The sequence below is a fragment of the Diaphorobacter sp. LI3 genome (genome assembly GCF_022807955.1).
Lineage (GTDB): Bacteria > Pseudomonadota > Gammaproteobacteria > Burkholderiales > Burkholderiaceae_C > Diaphorobacter > Diaphorobacter nitroreducens.
The window spans coordinates 1,312,008-1,332,036 of the sequence record NZ_CP094346.1; the positions used below are offsets into that span (position 1 = coordinate 1,312,008).

21 protein-coding genes are annotated in these 20,029 nt (G+C 64.2%); all 21 read left to right on the plus strand.

The features are described from left to right. The first annotated feature begins 52 nt into the window (after nt 1-52). The 21 genes from rpmF to acpS all read left to right on the plus strand — a co-directional run bounded on the left by rpmF (nt 53) and on the right by acpS (nt 20,006). Nucleotides 53-235 (plus strand): 50S ribosomal protein L32, encoded by a 183-nt coding sequence (rpmF, locus tag MRB47_RS06085; RefSeq protein WP_011806402.1) that lies wholly within the window; start codon nt 53-55, stop codon nt 233-235. 122 nt (nt 236-357) lie between these two features. Next, nucleotides 358-1,389, plus strand: a complete 1,032-nt coding sequence (gene plsX / locus MRB47_RS06090) for a phosphate acyltransferase PlsX (protein ID WP_252102199.1) — start codon at nt 358-360, stop codon at nt 1,387-1,389. Nucleotides 1,390-1,407: 18 nt separating this feature from the next. Then, nucleotides 1,408-2,385, plus strand: coding sequence for a beta-ketoacyl-ACP synthase III (locus MRB47_RS06095; protein WP_011806400.1), 978 nt, complete (start codon nt 1,408-1,410; stop codon nt 2,383-2,385). Nucleotides 2,386-2,442: 57 nt separating this feature from the next. Next, nucleotides 2,443-3,396, plus strand: coding sequence for an ACP S-malonyltransferase (fabD, locus tag MRB47_RS06100; RefSeq protein WP_252102596.1), 954 nt, complete (start codon nt 2,443-2,445; stop codon nt 3,394-3,396). Continuing rightward, complete coding sequence (gene fabG, locus MRB47_RS06105; RefSeq protein WP_252102200.1) at nt 3,393-4,133, plus strand: 3-oxoacyl-ACP reductase FabG; 741 nt, start codon at nt 3,393-3,395, stop codon at nt 4,131-4,133. The genes fabD and fabG overlap by 4 nt, the downstream gene beginning before the upstream one ends. A gap of 103 nt (nt 4,134-4,236) precedes the next feature. After that, nucleotides 4,237-4,476 (plus strand): acyl carrier protein, encoded by a 240-nt coding sequence (gene acpP, locus MRB47_RS06110; protein WP_003058049.1) that lies wholly within the window; start codon nt 4,237-4,239, stop codon nt 4,474-4,476. Nucleotides 4,477-4,533: 57 nt separating this feature from the next. Further along, nucleotides 4,534-5,778: a beta-ketoacyl-ACP synthase II gene (gene fabF, locus MRB47_RS06115; protein ID WP_252102201.1), complete on the plus strand. Its 1,245-nt coding sequence runs from the start codon at nt 4,534-4,536 to the stop codon at nt 5,776-5,778. Nucleotides 5,779-5,869: 91 nt separating this feature from the next. Continuing rightward, the gene (locus tag MRB47_RS06120; protein ID WP_252102202.1) at nt 5,870-6,403 is read left to right on the plus strand and encodes a hypothetical protein; all 534 of its coding nucleotides are present in this window, start codon (nt 5,870-5,872) and stop codon (nt 6,401-6,403) included. Beyond that, a complete protein-coding gene (gene rpoE, locus MRB47_RS06125) occupies nt 6,400-7,035 on the plus strand; it encodes an RNA polymerase sigma factor RpoE (protein WP_103737424.1) in 636 nt (211 codons plus the stop codon). Before MRB47_RS06120 ends, rpoE begins: the two co-directional genes overlap by 4 nt. Before the next feature lie 40 nt (nt 7,036-7,075). Beyond that, nucleotides 7,076-7,699, plus strand: coding sequence for a sigma-E factor negative regulatory protein (locus tag MRB47_RS06130; RefSeq protein WP_252102203.1), 624 nt, complete (start codon nt 7,076-7,078; stop codon nt 7,697-7,699). A 65-nt stretch (nt 7,700-7,764) separates the two neighbouring features. Then, complete coding sequence (locus MRB47_RS06135) at nt 7,765-8,787, plus strand: MucB/RseB C-terminal domain-containing protein (protein ID WP_411275734.1); 1,023 nt, start codon at nt 7,765-7,767, stop codon at nt 8,785-8,787. Between the two features lie 139 nt (nt 8,788-8,926). After that, the gene (locus MRB47_RS06140; RefSeq protein ID WP_252102205.1) at nt 8,927-10,357 is read left to right on the plus strand and encodes a DegQ family serine endoprotease; all 1,431 of its coding nucleotides are present in this window, start codon (nt 8,927-8,929) and stop codon (nt 10,355-10,357) included. 440 nt (nt 10,358-10,797) lie between these two features. Then, a complete protein-coding gene (gene lepA / locus MRB47_RS06145; RefSeq protein WP_011806391.1) occupies nt 10,798-12,606 on the plus strand; it encodes a translation elongation factor 4 in 1,809 nt (602 codons plus the stop codon). A gap of 5 nt (nt 12,607-12,611) precedes the next feature. Next, nucleotides 12,612-13,589, plus strand: coding sequence for a signal peptidase I (gene lepB / locus MRB47_RS06150; RefSeq protein ID WP_088888474.1), 978 nt, complete (start codon nt 12,612-12,614; stop codon nt 13,587-13,589). A 27-nt stretch (nt 13,590-13,616) separates the two neighbouring features. Continuing rightward, entirely contained in the window at nt 13,617-13,994 is a 378-nt protein-coding gene (locus MRB47_RS06155) for a DUF4845 domain-containing protein (protein WP_123675901.1), read from the plus strand. 5 nt (nt 13,995-13,999) lie between these two features. Next, nucleotides 14,000-14,686, plus strand: coding sequence for a ribonuclease III (rnc, locus tag MRB47_RS06160; RefSeq protein ID WP_123675902.1), 687 nt, complete (start codon nt 14,000-14,002; stop codon nt 14,684-14,686). Continuing rightward, nucleotides 14,683-15,696 carry a GTPase Era gene (era, locus tag MRB47_RS06165; RefSeq protein WP_011806387.1) on the plus strand — a complete coding sequence of 338 codons (1,014 nt, stop codon included), beginning with the start codon at nt 14,683-14,685 and terminating at the stop codon, nt 15,694-15,696. The genes rnc and era overlap by 4 nt, the downstream gene beginning before the upstream one ends. Before the next feature lie 253 nt (nt 15,697-15,949). Next, nucleotides 15,950-16,738 carry a DNA repair protein RecO gene (gene recO, locus MRB47_RS06170; protein WP_252102206.1) on the plus strand — a complete coding sequence of 263 codons (789 nt, stop codon included), beginning with the start codon at nt 15,950-15,952 and terminating at the stop codon, nt 16,736-16,738. A gap of 189 nt (nt 16,739-16,927) precedes the next feature. Next, nucleotides 16,928-18,643 (plus strand): DUF4153 domain-containing protein, encoded by a 1,716-nt coding sequence (locus tag MRB47_RS06175; RefSeq protein WP_252102207.1) that lies wholly within the window; start codon nt 16,928-16,930, stop codon nt 18,641-18,643. Between the two features lie 139 nt (nt 18,644-18,782). Beyond that, nucleotides 18,783-19,562: a pyridoxine 5'-phosphate synthase gene (locus MRB47_RS06180; RefSeq protein WP_047351556.1), complete on the plus strand. Its 780-nt coding sequence runs from the start codon at nt 18,783-18,785 to the stop codon at nt 19,560-19,562. 51 nt (nt 19,563-19,613) lie between these two features. Beyond that, nucleotides 19,614-20,006, plus strand: coding sequence for a holo-ACP synthase (gene acpS / locus MRB47_RS06185; RefSeq protein WP_011806383.1), 393 nt, complete (start codon nt 19,614-19,616; stop codon nt 20,004-20,006). Nucleotides 20,007-20,029: the final 23 nt, after the last annotated feature.

The following is a 20,029-nucleotide window of genomic DNA, read 5'->3' on the forward strand; positions in this document are numbered from 1 at the left end:
AATGGGCTGATCGCGTTTTTCACCAACCCTTTCAAGACCCTAGGAGCCGATCATGGCTGTTCAGCAAAACAAGAAGTCTCCCTCCAAGCGCGGCATGCACCGTTCGCACAATGCCCTGACGGTGCCTGGCATCGCCGTGGAGCCCACGACCGGCGAAACCCATATGCGCCACCACATCAGCCCCAACGGCTTCTACCGCGGCCGTCAGGTACTGAAGAACAAATCCGAAGCCTGATCCAGGCTGCGCACCCTCCGGGCCCGCTGCTACGAAAAATGTAGCGCGGGCCTTTGTCGTTTTGGCATGCGCCAAAATGGCCCTTTTATTTAACGGCCGCCTGACGGCTTGACGATTTGCCGATGATCACACTGGCTGTTGACTGCATGGGGGGCGATCATGGCCCCGGCGTCACGCTTCCCGCGTGCCGACAGTTCCTGGAGCATCACCCTGACGCACGCCTGATCCTGGTGGGTGGGCAGGACAGCCTGCAGGGTCTGGTACACGAGCGCGTGACGCATGTCGTGGCGTCGGAGGTGGTCACGATGGACGATGCGGTGGAGGTCGCGCTGCGTCGCAAGAAAGACTCCTCCATGCGCGTGGCCATCCAGCAAGTCAAGGATGGCGTGGCGCATGCGGCCATCTCCGCCGGTAACACTGGCGCGCTGATGGCCATCGCGCGCTATCTGCTCAAGACGCTGGACGGCATCGACCGCCCCGCCATCGCCACCCAGATGCCCAATGCGCAAGGCGGTGCCACCACGGTGCTGGACCTGGGCGCGAATGTCGATTGCACGGCCGAGCATTTGCTGCAATTCGCTGTCATGGGATCTGCGTTGGTGTCGGTGCTGCAGGACCGCGATGAACCGCTCGTAGGATTGCTGAACATTGGCGAAGAGGTCATCAAGGGCAACGATGTCATCAAGAAAGCCGGTGAACTGCTGCGTTCTGCGGCCAAATCCGGCGACCTGAACTTTCACGGTAATGTGGAAGGCAACGACATCTTCAAGGGCACTGTGGACATCGTGGTGTGTGACGGTTTCGTTGGCAATGTGGCACTCAAGGCCAGTGAGGGCGTGGCATCGATGATTGCGGGAGCGCTCAAACAGGAGTTTTCGCGCAACTTTTTCAGGAAAATTGCTGCCATCGTCGCTTATCCGGTGTTATCTGCCATCATGAAGCGCATGGATCACCGGCGTTACAACGGAGCCGCCCTGCTCGGACTGCGGGGGCTCGTGTTCAAGAGCCATGGTTCGGCCGACGCGCTGGCTTTCGAGCAGGCTTTGATCCGGGCGTATGATGCGGCCCGCAACAACCTGCTCGACCGCGTCCGCGCGCGGGTTGCGCATGCGGCGCCTTTGCTGGCAGCCGCAGACGCCCAGCCCGCTTCCTGACCGGCCGTGCCTCCCCCAATGACACGCTATTCACGCATTACCGGCACCGGCAGCTATTTGCCGCCGCACCGGGTAACCAATGATGACCTGGTGGCCCAGCTGGCGCAGCAGGGCATCGAGACCTCCGATGAATGGATCGTGGAGCGCACGGGCATCCGCGCACGCCATTTCGCCGACCGGGACGTCACCAGCAGCGACCTGGCGTTGGAAGCATCGCGCCGCGCGCTGGAGGCCGCCGGTTGCCAGGCGCAAGATCTTGACCTGATCATCGTCGCCACGTCCACACCGGACATGGTGTTCCCCTCCACCGCTTGCATTCTGCAAAACAAGCTGGGTGCCAATGGCTGCCCCGCCTTCGACGTGCAGGCCGTGTGCAGCGGCTTCGTCTATGCACTCACGGTGGCCGACGCCATGATCCGCTCCGGTGGAGCGCGCCGTGCGCTGGTCGTGGGGTCCGAGGTCTTCAGCCGCATTCTGGATTTCAACGACCGCACCACCTGTGTGCTGTTCGGCGACGGCGCCGGCGCAGTGGTGCTGGAGGCCTCGGAAGCGCCCGGCATCCTTGCGAGCGACCTGCATGCCGATGGCAGCCATGTTGGCATCCTCTGCGTGCCGGGCAACGTCTACGGCGGTCAGATTCTGGGCGACCCTTTGCTCAAGATGGATGGCCAGGCCGTCTTCAAGCTGGCCGTCGGCGTGCTGGAGAAAGCGGCGCGCGCCACGCTGGACAAGGCGGGCATGACCGACGCCGATATCGACTGGCTGATTCCCCACCAGGCCAACATTCGCATCATGCAGAGCACGGCGCGTAAGCTGAAGCTGTCCATGGACAAGGTGGTGGTCACGGTGGATCAGCACGGCAATACGTCGGCCGCCTCCATTCCCTTGGCACTGGACCATGGCGTGCGCAATGGCCAGGTCCAGCCGGGCCAGACGGTGCTGCTGGAAGGGGTGGGCGGCGGCTTCACCTGGGGTGCGGTGCTCCTGAAAATGTAGCTGCTGGCGCTTGCTGTGCAAGCGCTGGAGCCGCTTTTTGTCTTGAACTGTTTGACCATGTCGAAAACTTTTGCATTTGTGTTCCCCGGCCAAGGCTCGCAGTCGGTGGGCATGCTGGACGCTTGGGGTGACCATCCCGTGGTGGCCGAGACGCTGCGCGAGGCTTCCGAGGCGCTCGGCGAAGACGTCGGTGCGTTGATTCATGCGGGGCCCAAGGAGGCGCTGGCCCTTACCACCAACACCCAGCCGGTGATGCTGGTGGCCGGGATTGCGGCTTGGCGTGTGTGGTGTGCTGAGGGCGGGGCACTGCCGGTCGCCGTGGCCGGGCACTCCCTGGGCGAATACTCCGCGTTGGTGGCCTCGGGTGTTTTGAGTCTGGCCCAGGCAGCTCCGCTGGTGCGCCTGCGTGCCGCCGCCATGCAGGAGGCCGTGCCAGTGGGTGCAGGCGCCATGGCGGCCATCCTCGGGCTGGAGTCAGCTAAAGTGATCGCCGGTTGCGCCGAGGCTACGGCCAGCTTTGGTGCTGGATCCACCGATGTGGTGGAAGCCGTGAATTTCAACGATCCCGCTCAGACCGTGATTGCGGGTACCAAGGCGGGCGTGGAGAAAGCCTGCGAAGTGCTCAAGGCAGCGGGCGCAAAGCGTGCACTGCCACTGCCGGTGTCGGCGCCCTTCCACTCCAGCCTGATGAAGCCCGCCGCAGAAAAACTGCGTGCCGCGCTCGCTGCACTGGAACTGGGCGCTCCGCGCATTCCCGTGGTCAACAATGTGGACGTCGCGGTGCAGCAAGACGCAGATGCCATCCGCGATGCACTCTATCGGCAGGCCTTCGGCCCGGTGCGCTGGGTGGAGTGTGTGCAGGCGCTGAAGGCGCGTGGCGTGACGCATGTGATCGAATGCGGGCCCGGCAAGGTGCTGGCCGGGATGACCAAGCGCATCGACCCCGAACTGGTTGGCGCCTCACTGTTTGACCCGGCCACCCTGGCCGAAACCAAGGAACTGCTGGCATGAGTGAATCCGCCTCTCCCCAGATTGCGCTGGTTACCGGCGCCACCCGCGGCATCGGAGCCGCCATTGCCGCCGAGCTCGCCGAGCGGGGCTTGCGGGTGATTGGTACGGCCACCACGGATGAAGGCGCGCAGCGCATCGGCCAGGCCCTGGCGGCCCACGGTGGCAAGGGCGTCAAGCTGAACGTGACCGACGGCGCAGCAGTGGACACGCTGGTGGATGCCATCGTCAAGGAGCATGGGGGCCTGCATGTGCTGGTGAACAACGCGGGCATCACGCGTGACACGCTGGCCATGCGCATGAAGGACGACGACTGGGATGCCGTGCTTGACACCAATCTCAAGGCCGTTTTCCGCGTCAGCCGTGCGGCTATTCGGCCCATGATGAAACAGCGCTTTGGGCGCATCATCAGTATCACCAGCGTGGTGGGCGCATCGGGCAACCCCGGACAGGCCAACTACGCGGCCGCGAAGGCTGGTGTGGCAGGTATGACCCGCGCGTTGGCGCGTGAACTGGGCAGCCGCGGTATCACGGTGAACTGCGTGGCTCCGGGTTTCATTGCCACCGACATGACTGCCGATCTGCCGGAAGAGCAGAAAAAAGCGCTGAAATCTCAGATCGCCATGGGCGAATTGGGGCAGCCCAGTGACATCGCCCATGCCGTGGCTTACCTTGCATCGGCTGGTGCAGGTTATGTGACGGGACAAGAGTTGCATGTCAATGGCGGCATGTACATGTAATTAAAGTCAGTTGACGCCGTTTTGTCCGTACGGCGGGCTGCTACGGGGCTTTACCCGGAGCGGCTAGAATCGCGGATTCATTCACAACCCCCTGAGGGAAACCATGAGCGATATCGAAGCACGTGTCAAAAAAATCATTGCCGAACAACTCGGCGTGGAAGAGTCCCAAGTCACCAACGAAAAAGCCTTCGTGGCAGATCTGGGTGCCGACTCGCTGGACACGGTGGAACTGGTGATGGCGCTGGAAGACGAGTTCGGCATCGAGATCCCTGACGAAGACGCAGAGAAGATCACGACGGTGCAAAACGCCATCGACTACGCCAATACCCACCAGAAGGCCTAAGTCGCTGCCGCCCCGCACTCCCTGGGGCGCGGCATCCCATCAGCAAAGGTTTAGCGCATGAGCCGTCGTCGCGTTGTCGTGACCGGCCTGGGTTGCATCACCCCCGTTGGCAATACGGTGGCCGATGCCTGGGCCAACATCCTCGCCGGGAAATCCGGCATAGACCTCATCACCAAGTTCGATACGACGAACTTTGCCTGCAAGATAGCTGGCGAGGTCAAGGGTTTTGACCTGGACTCCTTCATCAGTGCCAAAGATGCGCGCACAATGGATACGTTCATCCATTACGGTATCGCGGCGGCCGAAGAGGCAGTGCGCGACGCTGGTCTGCCCACGGGCGAGGCGCTGGACGATGAATTGGCCACCCGCATCGGCTGCATCATTGGTTCCGGCATCGGCGGACTGCCGCTGATCGAGAACACGCATGCGGAGTTGACCAACCGGGGGCCGCGCCGCATCACGCCGTTTTTCGTCCCTGCATCCATCATCAACATGGTGGCTGGCCAGGTGTCGATGCGCTTCGGCTTCAAGGGACCGAACCTGTCGGTGGTCACAGCCTGCACCACGGGCCTGCACTGCATCGGCGAAGCGGCCCGTAAGATCGAATACGGGGACGCCGATGTGATCGTCGCTGGCGGTACGGAGTCCACCGTCTCGCCCCTGGGTGTGGGCGGCTTCGCAGCCATGCGTGCCCTGTCCACGCGCAACGATGATCCGCAGACGGCGTCACGCCCCTGGGATAAGGACCGCGATGGCTTCGTTCTCGGGGAGGGTGCGGGGGTTCTGGTGCTGGAGGAGTACGAACACGCCAAGGCGCGTGGCGCGCGCATCTACGCCGAGGTGTTGGGCTATGGCATGAGCGCCGACGCCGGGCACATGACGGCACCCAATATGGATGGCCCGCGGCGTGCCATGGTTGCCGCACTGCGCAATGCCGGCGTGAATGTCGACGAGGTGGATTACCTCAATGCGCACGGCACGTCCACGCCGCTGGGGGATCTCAACGAAACCAATGCCATCAAGGCGGCACTGGGTGACCATGCCAAGAAGATGGTGGTGAGTTCGACCAAATCGATGACCGGGCATTTGCTTGGTGGAGCGGGAGGCATTGAGAGTGTGTTCACCGTACTCGCTTTGCACCAGCAGAAGGTGCCTCCTACCACGAATATCTTCGAGCAGGATCCGGAGTGCGATCTGGACTACTGTGCCAACACGGCGCGGGACATGAAGATCGACATCGCAGTCAAGAACAATTTTGGCTTTGGTGGCACCAACGGAACGCTGGTGTTTCGGCGCGTCTGATTGATCGGGCCTGGCGCGGCGGCCGGCGCGTCCGCGAGTCTCTGGATCATCGGGCGGGCTCGTCCTCACCAGTGTTTGGCTAACGTCCGCCATGCGTGAGTCCTTGCACGCTCCCGCCGTTCGCTACCCCTATGGCCGCTCGCTCGTGGTGGCCCGCACCCTTGTCGTGTTGGCGCTGGCCGGCATGGCCTGTCTATCGGTCTGGTTGCTATCCCATGGACGTCAGCCCGACCTGGCCATGCGCGCCTGGGTTGGTGCTGTGGCCTGGGTGTTGGGTATGGCGGCGGCCTGGCGCTTCTGGCACCGCCTGCCGGAAGGCTTTTTGGTGTGGGATGGCAGCCTGTGGTGGTTGGAGACTGGGCGAGCGGGCATGCGTATGCCCGTGGATCAGTCACCCGCGGTGCATCTTGACTTTCAGACCATCCTGATGCTTTCCGTGCAAGGTGCATCCCACACACGGCAATGGCTGTGGATGGAATGCAGAAGCGACCCTCTCCAATGGCCGGCTCTGCGGCGTGCGGTATATTCGCGCGCCCGTGGCGGCCCCCTCGCTGGCGCGCCCGCGAAGCAGACAACCGACGGAATGCCACCCCCGCAGGGTGGCGGAGCATCCCACAAGACATGACGACCCCATCGCCCGCGCCCCAAGAGCCCGCCGACAGTGATCTGCGATTGGTCGAGCGCACCGTCGCGGGGGACCAGCGCGCCTATGAACTTCTGGTCATCAAATACCAGCGGCGCATCGAGCGCCTGGTGGGGCGTATGGTGCGCGATACCGATCTGGTGGCCGACATCACGCAGGAAACCTTTTTGCGCGCCTACCGAGCCTTGCACCAGTTCCGTGGAGAGGCGCAGTTCTATACGTGGCTCTACCGCATCGCCGTGAACACCGCCAAGAAGGCGCTGGTAGACATGAAACGCAATCCGGTTGTCACGGAGAGCGCTCTTCGCGGCAGCAGCGACTCCGAAGATGAAACTTCCTTCCTGGATCGTGAACTAATCAGCGACGAAACCCCCGAAACCGTGTTGGCGGCCCAGGAAATCGCTGCCGCTGTCAATGCGGCCATGGAGGCACTGCCCGAGGATTTGCGGCAGGCCGTGACTCTGCGGGAGATCGAGGGGTTGAGTTACGAGGAAATTGCCGTAGCCATGGAATGCCCCATCGGTACGGTGCGCTCGCGGATCTTCCGTGCGCGCGAGGCAATTTCCGCGCGGGTCAAGCCTTTGCTGGAGAAGCGCTCCGGCAAGCGGTGGTAGGCGTGTGAATGGCAATGGCGCGGTTTGGCGAGTAAACACCATGAACGACGACATGATGATGCGAGAACAGCTGTCGGCTTTGGCCGATGGGGAGTTGCAGGGCGAAGAATTTGCGCACGCGCTCACCTATGCCGCGAACGCCGAGGGGCGGGCGACGTGGCAGCTCTACCATTTGATAGGTGACACCCTGCGCAGTTCTGAAGCAGCGGGCATGGGAGACCTTGAACTCGTAGACCGCCTGCGCACGCAACTGGCGCGCGAACCGGCGCCCCGTTTGCCGGCCGTGGAAGTAGGTCACGTGGCCTCTATGAAGGTGGGGCGGACGAAAGACAACGCAGCCAACGCCGAAGTGTTCCGCTGGAAGGTGGCGGCAGGGTTCGCGTCGTTTGCCGCAGTCGCGGCTGTTGGATGGAGTGTTTATCTGGGCGCCGAAGGTGACGGCCGCCCGGCAGGTGCGCAGTTGGCGGCGGCCCAGCCAGCCATGACGGCCACGGCGCCCGCTCTGCTGGCCACAGCCGCCGGCCCTGATGGGCAACAGGTCATGTTGCGTGATCCGCGTCTGGATGAGTTGCTCGCGGCGCACAAGCAGTTTGGCAGCACGACTGCACTGCAGATGCCGGCAGGCTTCCTGCGGAACGCCACGTTTGAAGCGCCTGCGCGCTAAAGGGTCGGGCTCATCGTTGGAATGTCTAGGCTAGGGAGTCCAGGCGCGTGATTCGGTGGCGAGTAATGCAGTGCTGCCGCAGGTTGCGGTCATGGTGGTTGGTGTGTGGCGGTTTGATGCTCTGTGGCGTGGCTGCGGCGAACTGCATGTCAGGCCCCGCACCAACGACCCCTGGCGAACCACGCGACGTGGCGGAGTGGGTTGCGCGCATGCACCATGCTTCGCTGTTTCGCAGCTACCGTGGCACGTTCGTGGTTCTTTCTTCCAATGGGGCCATGGTCAGTTCCCGGATCTGGCATGCCTGCGAGGGTGCGCGGCAAATTGAGCGGGTCGAGGCGCTGAGCGGAACACCACGGGTGGTCTTCCGGCGCGAAGAGGAGGTCCGCACCTTCCTTCCGCATGCCCGTGTGGTACGCAGCGAATTGCGCGACGTGCCCGGTTCTTTTCCGCGTGTTGCCGATGCCAAGGGTGTCCATCCTTCGCAGCATTACGCACTGCGGGCCCTCGGGCAGGAGCGCGTGGCCGGGAGGGATGCCGATCGGCTTTTATTCCAGCCCCGTGATGCCTGGCGATTCGGCTACCAGATCTGGGTGGATCGTGTGTCTGGACTGGTTGTCAAGATGCAGACCTTGGACGGCGAAGGTCGGCTCCTGGAGCAGGCGGCATTTTCGGAACTGAATCTGGATGTCCCGGCGGATCTGTCGCGCATCGAACAGATGATGGAGGACTTGCAGGGGTATCGTCTCGTGAAGGTCCCTCTTCAGCGGACGACGGCCGAAGCGCAAGGCTGGACCATGGGCAAGGCGGTGACCGGATTCGTCTCCCAGGGCTGCTATCGCAAAGACGTGATGGCTATGGCGTCCCCGCTATTGCAGTGCATTTACTCAGACGGCTTGGCCACGCTTTCCGTCTTTGTGGAGCCGTTCGATGCGGCACGCCATGCTGCATCTGTGCGCAGTGCCAGTATGGGCGCCACACAAGTGGTGGGCCGGCAGGTGCACAAAACTGCCTGGGTGACCGCTGTGGGGGAAGTTCCTGCCCGAACGCTCCAGCGGTTCATCGAGTCCGTCCAACGCAAGGACGAGTGATGCACGCCGTTCCCGGTGTACGGGAACCAATGCGCGCGGCTTTCTCACAAACCGCTATTCCCGCTGTTGCGGGTTGTCTGGAAAAGAAAGGCTGATGATGACGAAACTCCGTGCAAAGCGCGCATGGTGGCCCTGCGCTATGGCCATCGCCTTGGCAATGGGCGGCGCAGGCTTGGTGGCGGCGCCCGCTTCGGTGCAGGCCCAGCCTGCTGCCGTGGTGCGTGGCCTGCCTGACTTCACCGAACTGGTCGAGCAGGTGGGACCGTCCGTGGTGAACATTCGCACAACCGAGAAGGTGACGGCGAGGCCCTCCATCGGGGGCATGGATGAAGACATGCTGGAGTTCTTCCGGCGCTTTGGTGTCCCGGTGCCCAACATTCCACGCCAGCAAGGGCCGCAGCGTGCGCAGCCCGAAGAGCAGCCGCGTGGCGTGGGATCGGGGTTCATTCTGAGTCCTGACGGCTATGTCATGACCAACGCCCACGTGGTGGAGGGGGCGGACGAAGTGATCGTGACGCTGACGGACAAGCGGGAGTTCAAGGCCAAGATCATTGGCTCGGACAAGCGCACCGACGTTGCCGTCGTCAAGATCGACGCCACGGGACTGCCCGCGGTAAAGGTGGGTGACGTGGGCCGTCTTAAAGCGGGTGAATGGGTCATGGCAATCGGCTCTCCCTTTGGCCTGGAAAACACCGTGACCGCCGGCATCGTGAGTGCCAAGCAGCGCGATACGGGCGACTATCTGCCCTTCATCCAGACGGATGTGGCCATCAATCCCGGTAACTCCGGCGGCCCTCTGATCAACATGCGGGGCGAGGTGGTGGGCATCAACAGCCAGATCTACTCCCGCTCCGGCGGATTCATGGGTATCTCGTTCGCCATTCCCATTGACGAGGCCATGCGCGTGAGCGAGCAACTGCGCGTGAGCGGTCGTGTGAGCCGTGGCCGCATTGGTGTTCAGATTGGCTCGGTTCCCAAGGATGTGGCGGAGTCCATCGGGCTTGGCAAAACCGACGGCGCGCTGGTGCGCGGCGTGGAGACTGGATCCCCCGCGGAGAAGGCTGGCATCGAGGCGGGCGACGTGATCACGCGCTATGACGGCAAGGCCGTCGAGAAGGTGTCTGACCTTCCCCGCCTGGTGGGCAACACCAAGCCAGGAACCAAGACCCATATCACGGTGTTCCGCCGTGGCGCATTGCGCGACCTGTCGATCACCATTGCCGAGGTGGAGCCCGATGAAAAGGTGGCAGCCAAGGCAGCCGAAGCAGAAGGCAAGGGCAAGTCCTCGACAGCGGCTCAGCAGATCGGCTTGGTCGTTGCCGACCTGACCGCTGCGCAGGCGAAGGAGCTGAAGGTGAAGGGGGGGGTGCGCGTGGTCTCTGCCAACGACGCGGCGGCGCGTGCCGGTCTGCGGGCAGACGATGTGATCATCGCGCTGGCTAACACCGAAGTCCGTAACCTCAAGGATTTCGAAGCGGTACTAGCGAAGGCTGACATGGGGAAACCCATCAACGTGCTTTTCCGTCGCGGCGAATGGGCGCAATATGCGCTGATCCGCCCCAGCCGTTAGGCAGCGTCGCCAGGGCTCGCTGGAGCCCTGCGATTCCGTAGCGGGGAACGCTCTTTCGCAGGGTTGGTATCAACGGGGCGCTATGTACTTATTGATAGAATAAGTGCGTTTCAAAGGCGCCAATCAATATAACTCCACCTTGGACGTCGCCATGCGGAAAACGCGCTAAGTCATGCACAGGTTTTCCATGGCTTGTTCACTTGTTATTCAGCAATATGAGATGTGTTGGTTGAATAAGATGTGGATAAGTGCCTCGTTGCAGCCCGGCAACGACCCCGGGCGCTTGTAGGACGCACCCCTTGTCGGGGCCTTTTTGCCTACAATGAAGCTCCAACTATCGCAGTTGCCAAAGATTGTTGGTTCAGGGCGCGTCGCTTGTTTGACGCGCCCTTTTTTCTTGTCATGAGCCTTGCGGTTCAAATACTTGTCGTATCCCGTTGATGAACCACATCAGAAATTTTTCGATCATTGCGCACATTGACCACGGCAAGTCCACGCTTGCTGACCGCATCATCCAACGCTGCGGGGGACTGGCCGACCGGGAGATGGAAGCACAGGTGCTCGACTCGATGGACATCGAGAAGGAGCGCGGGATCACCATCAAGGCGCAGACCGCGGCACTGCAATACAAGGCGCGTGATGGCAAGGTCTACAACCTGAACCTGATCGATACGCCGGGCCACGTGGACTTCTCTTATGAGGTGTCGCGCTCGCTTTCGGCGTGTGAGGGTGCATTGCTGGTGGTCGATGCATCGCAGGGCGTCGAGGCGCAGACCGTGGCCAACTGCTACACCGCGCTGGATCTGGGTGTGGAAGTGCTGCCCGTGCTCAACAAAATGGATCTGCCCCAGGCCGATCCAGACACCGCCAAGGCCGAGATCGAGGATGTGATTGGCATCGACGCAAGCGAAGCCATTGCCATTTCGGCCAAGACAGGCATGGGCATCGACGACGTGCTGGAGCAGATCGTTGCCAAGGTGCCGGCCCCGCGCGGCCAGTCCGAGGCGCCTCTGCGCGCGATGATCATCGATAGTTGGTTTGACTCCTACGTGGGCGTCGTCATGCTGGTCCGTGTGGTCGATGGCCGGCTGCAGAAGGGCGAACGCTTCAAGATGATGGCCAGCGGCGCGGCCTACGAGGCGAACAACCTCGGTGTGTTCACGCCCGCGCAGCAGTCGCGCGATGCGCTGGAGGCGGGGGAGGTGGGCTACATCATCGCCGGCATCAAGGAACTGAAGGCAGCGAAGGTGGGCGACACCATCACGCTGGAAAAGAAGCTGCCCAACAACCTGGGCCCCGCCACGGAGGCGCTGCCGGGCTTCAAGGAAATCCAGCCCCAGGTGTTTGCCGGCCTGTACCCGACGGAAGCCAACCAATACGACGCGCTGCGCGACGCCCTGGAAAAGCTGCAGCTCAACGATGCGTCGCTGCACTTCGAGCCCGAGGTGTCGCAGGCGCTGGGCTTCGGCTTCCGGTGCGGCTTCCTGGGGCTGCTGCACATGGAGATCGTGCAGGAACGCCTGGAGCGCGAATTTGACCAGGACCTGATCACCACCGCGCCCAGCGTGGTGTACGAGGTGGTCAAGGGCGATGGCGAGGTCATCATGGTCGAGAACCCGTCCAAGATGCCCGACCAGGGCAAGATTCAGGAGATCCGCGAGCCCATCGTGACCGTGCACCTGTATATGCCGCAGGACTACGTGGGCCCGGTCATGACGCTGGCCAACCAGAAGCGCGGCGTGCAGATGAACATGCAGTACCACGGCCGCCAGGTCATGCTGACCTACGAACTGCCGCTGGGCGAGATCGTGCTGGACTTCTTCGACAAGCTCAAGAGTGTCTCGCGCGGCTATGCCTCGATGGACTATGAGTTCAAGGAGTACCGCCCTTCCGATGTGGTCAAGGTGGACATCCTGCTCAACGGCGAAAAGGTGGACGCGCTGTCCATCATCGTGCACCGCAGCCAGTCGCAATACCGCGGCCGTGCGGTGGCGGCGAAGATGCGCGAGATCATCTCGCGCCAGATGTTCGACGTGGCCATCCAGGCGGCCATCGGCGCCAACATCATCGCGCGCGAGACCATCAAGGCATTGCGCAAGAACGTGCTGGCCAAGTGCTACGGCGGCGACATCACCCGCAAGCGCAAGCTGCTGGAAAAGCAGAAGGCAGGCAAAAAACGCATGAAGCAGATTGGGTCGGTGGAGGTGCCGCAAGAGGCCTTCCTGGCGATTCTGCAGGTTGAGGATTGATCGCTGTGCAAGTCATGCAATACATCACGGCCGCGGTGCTCGCGGCATTCGTGGGCTATGTGGGCGCGTGGTATTTCGGCGCGCTCGAAGGCAACTTCGCGCTGCTGCTGTTCCTGGCCACGGTGGTGACCGGGGCGTACTGGCTGGCCGAGCGCTTCATCTTCCTGCCCCGGCGCCGCCAGGCCGCGCAGGCACTGGAGGCCGCAGCGGCCCAGCGCCGCGCCGAGTTGGATCGCATGGGCATCCAGAAGGTGGACCAGGACGACCTGCAGGAAGCCAAGGGGCGCATCCTCATGCAACCCTGGTGGCTGGACTGGACGGCGGGGCTCTTCCCCGTGATCGCCATCGTCTTTCTGCTGCGCTCGTTCCTGTTCGAGCCCTTCAAGATTCCCTCGGGTTCGATGATCCCGACGCTGCTCGTGGGCGACCTGATCCTGGTGAACAAGTTCACCTATGGCCTGCGCCTGCCCGTGATCAACACCAAGATCACTGAAGGCAATCCGCTGCAGCGTGGTGACGTGGTGGTGTTCCGCTACCCGCCCCAACCCAACATGGACTACATCAAGCGCGTGGTGGGTATCCCAGGGGATGAGGTGGCCTACCTGAACAAGCGCCTGACGGTGAATGGCACGCCAGTGCCCACCACGGCACTACCGGATTTCTTCGACCCGGACGCGATGCGCTATTTCAAGCAGTTCGAGGAGCAACTGGGGGCACACCCGCACCGTCTTCTCAACAACCCCGAAGTTCCGGCGTTCGTGCAGGGTGCGAGCAATTACCAATTCCGCGATCAGTGCCGCTACAGCGTCGAGGGCGTGACCTGCAAGGTGCCTGAAGGGCACTACTTCATGATGGGTGACAACCGCGATAATTCGCTCGATTCGCGCTACTGGGGTTTCGTGCCGGACGGGAACATCGTAGGCAAGGCCTTCTTCGTGTGGATGAACTTCGGTAATCTCAAGCGCATCGGACCGTTCAACTAACCAGTATTGGCAGAGAGGGAAGCAGACATGGGAGCACAACGCACCACCACTCGTTCGCGTCAGCGGGGGCTGTCGTTCATCGGCGTGATTTTCGTGGGCCTGATCGCCGTGGCCGCATTCGCGATTGGCGGGCAGTCCGTACCCATCTTCCTCGAATACTTCGCGATCAAGAAGGCCGCGGTGAAGGCGGCGCGCGACGGCTCGACGGTGCCCGAGATCCGCGCAGCGTTCGACCGGGCAGCAGCCATTGACGACATCCATTCCATTGCCGGCAAGGACCTGGAAATCACCAAGCGCAATGACAAGATCGTGGTGTCATTCAGCTATTCGCGTGAAATTGCCCTGGCGGGACCGGCCTTCCTGGTCTACCGCTTCCAGGAATCGACCCAACCCCCGAATTACTAGTCTTAGTGCAACCGGCCAGTCTCTCCACGCTGCAGCAACGCCTGCAGCATCAGTTCTCCGATGCGTCGCTGCTGCAGCGCGCGCTCACCCACCGCAGCTTCAGCGCGGACCACAACGAACGCCTGGAATTCCTGGGCGACTCGGTGCTGAGCCTCGCGGTCTCCAGCCTGCTGTTTCGCCGCATGCGCGACCTGCCCGAAGGGGAGTTGTCGCGCGTGCGTGCACTGCTCGTCAAGCAGGACTCGCTGCACCAGATCGCCGTGCGGCTGCAGTTGCCGCCGGTGCTGCGCCTGGGGGAGGGCGAGGCCAAGTCCGGCGGCAAGCTGCGCCCGTCCATCCTGGCCGATGCATTGGAGGCGATCATCGGCGCGGTGTACCTGGATGCCGGCTATGAGTGCGCCGAGCGGCTGGTGCACCGCCTGTTCGAGGGCGTGGAGTTGAGTCCGCGCTTGCAGGAGGCGGCGAAGGATGCCAAGACCGCGTTGCAGGAGTGGCTGCAGGGCCGCAAAATGAATCTGCCTCAGTACCGGGTCGTCTCCACCACGGGCGCCGCGCACAACCAGGTGTTCCATGTGGAGTGCGAGGTGGTCGAGTTGCAGCGCGTGGAGCGCGGCAGCGGCGCATCGCGCCGCGCCGCTGAGCAGGCCGCTGCCGGTGCCATGCTGGCCCAGTTGAAAGCGAAAAACGTATGAATGCTACTGAAACCGTAGCTGGTAGCGCAGACGATTCGGGCGCTAGCGGCCAAAATGACCTGGAAGCCATGCTGGCGGCCGCGCGCCCCGGCGGCGATGCCCCGGCCGAGGCCAGCGGGCAGCGCTGCGGGCTGATCGCCATCGTGGGCAAACCCAATGTGGGCAAGTCCACGCTGATGAATGCGCTGGTGGGGCAGAAGATTTCCATCACCAGTCGCAAGGCGCAGACCACGCGCCACCGTATCACGGGCATCCGCACGCGCGGCGCCACGCAGTTCGTGTTCGTGGACACGCCGGGCTTTCAGACCCGGCATTCCACCGCGCTCAACAAGTCGCTCAACAAGACCGTGATGGGCGCGATCGGCGACGTGGACCTGATTCTCTTCGTGGTCGAGGCCGGCAGCTTCACGCTGGCCGACGCCAAGGTGCTGTCGCTGTTCAAGCCGGGCATCCCCACGCTGCTCATCGCCAACAAGCTCGATACCGTGCACCGCCGCGCCGAGATCGCACCGTGGCTGCGGGACATGCAGGGCCGGCACCCGTTCGCGGAGTTCGTGCCCATGTCGGCCAAGAACAAGGGCGATATCGAGCGCCTGTACGGCATCTGCGAAAAGTACCTGCCCGAGCAGCCCTGGTGGTATGCCGAGGACGAGTTGACCGACCGCAGCGAGAAATTCCTCGCCTCTGAAACCGTGCGCGAGAAGCTGTTCCGCTTCACGGGCGACGAATTGCCCTACACCTCTACGGTGGTCATCGACAAGTTCGATGAGGAAAAGAGCAAGCAGCACAAGCGCTTCATCCGCATCGCGGCCACCATCGTGGTGGAGCGCGACGGTCACAAGGCCATGGTGATCGGCGAAAAGGGCGAACGCCTGAAGCGCATCAGCACCGAGGCACGGCAGGAGCTTGAAAAGCTCATGGATGCCAAGGTGTTTCTGGAGGTCTGGGTCAAGGTGCGTTCCGGCTGGGCCGATGATGAAGCGCGCGTGCGCTCCTTCGGTTATGAATAGGACCGTCCCGTGAACGGCTGTGCCGTCTTCCCCTGCGCGCGGCGCTGCGTTTCGCGGGCACAGGGGTGACGCGGTGGCTGGGCAAGGCTCGCTCCGCGGAGGCTTCTGGCGTGGCCCGTTTCGCTGCGCTCTGACGGGTGGTGCAGTGGCGACGTCACGCGGCGCCGGGGATGCTTGCACACGGATTTTCAAGCAAATCGGCCTCCAGCGCTCATCTGTCAAGCGCTGGGAGCTATTAAAAAAATAGCAATTCATGGCCGCCCGCCGCATCGCCGACGAGCCCGCCTACGTACTCCACAGCTACGACTGGAGTGAATCCAGCCTGATCCTGGAGACGTTCACGCGCCATTACGGCCGCGTGGCGCTGGTCGCCAAAGGGGCGAAGAAGCCCACCTCCAACTTTCGGCCCGTGCTGCTGCCGCTGCAGCCGCTGCGGGTGACCTACACGCTGGGCGGCGAGGGGCATGGCGAGATCCATGCGCTCAAGGGCGCGGAGTGGGCGGGTGGCCATGTCATGCCGACGGGCGATGTGTTGCTATCGGGCCTGTACCTCAACGAACTGCTCCTGCGGCTGCTGGCGCGCGAGGACACCCACGCGCCGCTGTTCGATACCTATGCCGGCGTGGTGCGCGTGCTGGCAACCGTGGACCACGAGGGGGAACATGGCGATGCGCTGGAGCCCGTGCTGCGCAGCTTCGAGCTGCTGCTGCTGCGCGAGATCGGCCTGCTGCCGGGCCTGGATGCCGAGACCTCCACGCTTGCTCCGCTGCACGCGGCGGCGCGCTACGCGCTCGTGCCGGAAGCCGGCCTGCGCCCGGCCGTGCCGGCCGACCGGGCGGCGCTTTCGGGAGGCCAGTGGCTGGCCCTGCAGGGCGCGCTGGACGAGCCCGCGCGCTACACCGCCACGCTGCGGGCCATCGCGACAGCCGAGGCGCCGGTGGCGGCCGATCTCAAGACGCAGTTGCGTGCGCTGCTGCAATACCACTGCGGCAGCCCCTTGCTGCGCACGCGCCAGCTGATGATGGATCTGCAGAAACTCTGAGAAGTTGTCCTCAGGCTTTCCACGCGGCGCGTGGTCTTAGCTCCGTGCCCAGGCGCCGTGACATATCTTGCCAATGGCACGCGCTGTCGGCGCCCGATGTGCCGTGCAGACGGGCCAGTCCGCGAGAATCGCTTCCGCGATGGGTTTGAGGGCAGCTTCTGAAACACAGACAACGGGAGGGAACAGGGCATGGAGCATGGCAGGGCAAGAGGGTGGATGATCGGCTGGGCGATCGCGCAGGGCGCCGCATTGTGGGCGTTGCACGGGCTGCTGCCGAAGGGCGACGCCGCTGTGCTCTGGCCGCTCTACGCCGTGGTGCTGGCGGTGCCGCCGACCCTGCAACTGCTGGCCGCGTACCGTGCACGCCGCCTGCTGTGGGTGTACGCAGCGGCCCTGGCCATGGTGTTCGCCGCGGCCGCGGCTTATGCGGGCCATGCCTCGCTGGGTGAGAACCGCGGCCGCGCCGCCATGGCCCTGGGGGTGCTGCTGTCCTGCAGCTGGTTCGTGCTGCTGCCTTTTGCCGAGCAACGCCTGGCCAGCGGCACCTGGGCGCGCGACTACGCCCGGCTCTTCGCCACGGCCTGGCGCCATGCCTTCCAGTTGCTGTTGGCGGGCCTGTTCGCCGGGCTGTTCTGGGCGCTGCTGTTCCTGCTGGCCGGGCTGTTCAAGGTGCTGGGCGTGTCGCTATTTCTGGACACATTCACCAGCCGCCCGTTCGTCTACATGGCTACCCCGATGGCGTTCAGCATGGGGTTGTCGCTGTACGCGGCGCGGGAAGAAGCGTTGGCGGGTTTCTGGCGTTCGATGCTCCAGGTGCTGGGCTGGCTGTTGCCGCTGGCCTGCCTGATCGCTTTGCTGTTCCTCGTGGCGCTGCCGGTGCGCGGCCTGGCACCGCTGTGGAAGACCGGGCACGCCACGGCGCTCATGCTCGGTCTCATGGCGTGGCTGGTGTTTCTGTTCAACGTGGCCTGGAGCGACGGCCGGGCGGAAAGCCAGCGCTTCAGCCCCGGGCTGCAGCGCTTTTGCGCGGCCGGCCTGCTGGCAATGCCCGTGTATGCCGCGCTGTGCGCCTATGCGCTGGGACTGCGGGTGGCGCAGTACGGCTGGAGCGCGGACCGCGTCTGGGCCGCGCTGGCCGTGGCCCTGATGGCGGTCTACGCCGTCGGGTATGCGGTGGCCGCACTGCGGCGCGGTGCGCCCTGGATGGCGCTGGCGCGGCGGGTGAACGTGGCGGCGGCCTGGCTGGCCGTTGCGCTGGCCTTGTTGACCTGTACGCCCGTGCTGGACCCGGCGCGCATCGCTGTCGCCAGCCAGCTGGCGCGCCTGCAGGCGCAACGCGTGGACGTGCAGGCCTTCGACTTCCGCTACCTGCGCTGGGACGCGGGCCGGGCCGGTCGCGCGGCGTTGGAGCAGCTGGCGCAGGAGCAGAGCCACCCCCAGGCCGCGCAGATCCGGGAACAGGCCCAGGCGGCCCAGCAGGACACGCACCGGTACGCGCGGGGCCGTGGAACGCCTGTTTGGACCGCCGAGACCCTGCGCGCCCGGTTGCAGCCGTTTCCCGCCGACGCGGCGCCCGATGCCGCATGGCTTGAATTCCTGCTCACCCAGCTGCGGGGGAACCAGCTGTCGCTGACCTGCACCGAGGCCGCGCCCTGTCCCGTGCTGCGCATCGACCTGGACGGTGACGGGCAGGCGGAGCAGGTGCTGCTCAGCGGCTATGCGAGCCAGGTGTTCGCGCGGGACGGTGCGCAGTGGCGGACGGTGGGGCGTCTGCAGGGCAACCTCCGGCATGTGCAAGGCGCGCGGGCCGGGCAGTGGGTGGAGCAGGGCGTCCAGACCCAGCCGCCCCGTTGGCGCGACCTGGTGATCGGCGGCGAGCGCTACTCGGTGCGCGAGACGGACTGAGGTGGCCCGGCGGCGTTGCGCAGGCGCCCCGGCGCGGCCGCAACCCGCGCCGCCGCGCGCCGCGCCCTTGCGCAGCGTCGTCCCCGCCCCCGTCGCAGATTGCTATATTGCCTAGCTTCACGCCACCGCTTCGCATCCCATGACCACCTCCCACGCGCGCACCGCCCTCTCCGTGAACGTCAACAAAGTGGCGCTGGTGCGCAACACGCGCCATCTGGGCATTCCCAGCGTGCTGCGCGCCGCGCAGCTGTGCCTGGAGGCGGGGGCGCAGGGCATCACCGTCCATCCGCGCCCCGACGAGCGGCACATCCGTGCACACGATGTGTACCAACTGGCCGAGCTGCTCAAGCAATGGCCGCAGGCCGAGTACAACATCGAGGGCAACCCCACGCACAACCTGATGGAGTTCATCCGCCAGGTGCGCCCGCACCAGGCCACCTTCGTGCCCGACAGCCAGGACCAGTTCACCAGCGACCACGGCTGGAGCTTTCCGCAAGATGCCGAGCGCCTGGCGCCCCTGATTGCCGAATGCCGGCAGTTGGGCGTGCGCGTGAGCCTGTTCATGGACCCCGTGCCTGAGCAGATGGCCGCCGCGCGCGCCGTGGGGGCCGACCGCGTGGAGCTGTACACCGAGCCTTACGCCGCCGCCTGGGGCACGCCGCAGCAGGCCGTGCAACTGGAGCGCTACCGTGCTGCCGCCCAGGCCGCGCTGGATGTCGGCCTGGGGGTGAACGCGGGCCACGACCTCAGCCGCGACAACCTGGCGGACTTCCTGGCCCACGTGCCCGGCGTGCTGGAGGTGTCCATCGGCCATGCGCTGATCGCCGATGCGCTGGAGTTGGGCTACGGCGACACGGTGCGTGCCTACCAGCGCTGCATCGCCCAGGGCATGACGGAGCGGGGACTCCTGAAACCATAGCTGCTGGCGCTTGTTGGATAAGCGCTAGAGACCTATTTGACTCATAACCCCATGATCTACGGCATCGGTACCGACATCTGCGACGTGCGCCGCATCCGCGCCAGCCTGGCGCGCCATGGCGATCGCTTCGCCGAAAAGGTGCTGGCCGATGGCGAGCTGGCCACCTGGCGCGCACGCTCGGCACGCTGGCCCGAGCGCGGCGTGCGCTACCTGGCCACGCGCTTTTCTGCCAAGGAGGCGTTCAGCAAGGCCATCGGCTTGGGGCTGCACATGCCCATGACCTGGCGGCACTGCGAGGTGGCCAACCTGCCCAGCGGCCAGCCCACAATCGTGCTGCACGGCGCGCTGCAGGACTGGTTTGCCGCGCGCGGCCTGCGCTGCCACCTGAGCGTGACCGACGAGAGCGACTACGCCGCCAGCTTCTGCGTGGTCGAGAAAGATTGAAGCCAAATCAGCCCGCAGCGCTT

Excerpts from the sequence above, each read along its gene's own strand:
- fabD (WP_252102596.1), top strand. The coding sequence starts at position 2,443 with ATGTCGAAAACTTTTGCATTTGTGTTCCCCGGCCAAGGCTCGCAGTCG.
- rpoE (WP_103737424.1), top strand. The coding sequence starts at position 6,400 with ATGACGACCCCATCGCCCGCGCCCCAAGAGCCCGCCGACAGTGATCTG.
- MRB47_RS06130 (WP_252102203.1), top strand. The coding sequence starts at position 7,076 with ATGAACGACGACATGATGATGCGAGAACAGCTGTCGGCTTTGGCCGAT.
- MRB47_RS06180 (WP_047351556.1), top strand. The coding sequence starts at position 18,783 with ATGACCACCTCCCACGCGCGCACCGCCCTCTCCGTGAACGTCAACAAA.
- fabF (WP_252102201.1), top strand. The coding sequence starts at position 4,534 with ATGAGCCGTCGTCGCGTTGTCGTGACCGGCCTGGGTTGCATCACCCCC.
- plsX (WP_252102199.1), top strand. The coding sequence starts at position 358 with ATGATCACACTGGCTGTTGACTGCATGGGGGGCGATCATGGCCCCGGC.
- MRB47_RS06120 (WP_252102202.1), top strand. The coding sequence starts at position 5,870 with ATGCGTGAGTCCTTGCACGCTCCCGCCGTTCGCTACCCCTATGGCCGC.
- recO (WP_252102206.1), top strand. The coding sequence starts at position 15,950 with ATGGCCGCCCGCCGCATCGCCGACGAGCCCGCCTACGTACTCCACAGC.
- acpS (WP_011806383.1), top strand. The coding sequence starts at position 19,614 with ATGATCTACGGCATCGGTACCGACATCTGCGACGTGCGCCGCATCCGC.
- acpP (WP_003058049.1), top strand. The coding sequence starts at position 4,237 with ATGAGCGATATCGAAGCACGTGTCAAAAAAATCATTGCCGAACAACTC.
- era (WP_011806387.1), top strand. The coding sequence starts at position 14,683 with ATGAATGCTACTGAAACCGTAGCTGGTAGCGCAGACGATTCGGGCGCT.
- MRB47_RS06175 (WP_252102207.1), top strand. The coding sequence starts at position 16,928 with ATGGAGCATGGCAGGGCAAGAGGGTGGATGATCGGCTGGGCGATCGCG.
- MRB47_RS06135 (WP_411275734.1), top strand. The coding sequence starts at position 7,765 with ATGCAGTGCTGCCGCAGGTTGCGGTCATGGTGGTTGGTGTGTGGCGGT.
- rpmF (WP_011806402.1), top strand. The coding sequence starts at position 53 with ATGGCTGTTCAGCAAAACAAGAAGTCTCCCTCCAAGCGCGGCATGCAC.
- MRB47_RS06155 (WP_123675901.1), top strand. The coding sequence starts at position 13,617 with ATGGGAGCACAACGCACCACCACTCGTTCGCGTCAGCGGGGGCTGTCG.
- lepA (WP_011806391.1), top strand. The coding sequence starts at position 10,798 with ATGAACCACATCAGAAATTTTTCGATCATTGCGCACATTGACCACGGC.
- MRB47_RS06140 (WP_252102205.1), top strand. The coding sequence starts at position 8,927 with ATGGCCATCGCCTTGGCAATGGGCGGCGCAGGCTTGGTGGCGGCGCCC.
- fabG (WP_252102200.1), top strand. The coding sequence starts at position 3,393 with ATGAGTGAATCCGCCTCTCCCCAGATTGCGCTGGTTACCGGCGCCACC.
- MRB47_RS06095 (WP_011806400.1), top strand. The coding sequence starts at position 1,408 with ATGACACGCTATTCACGCATTACCGGCACCGGCAGCTATTTGCCGCCG.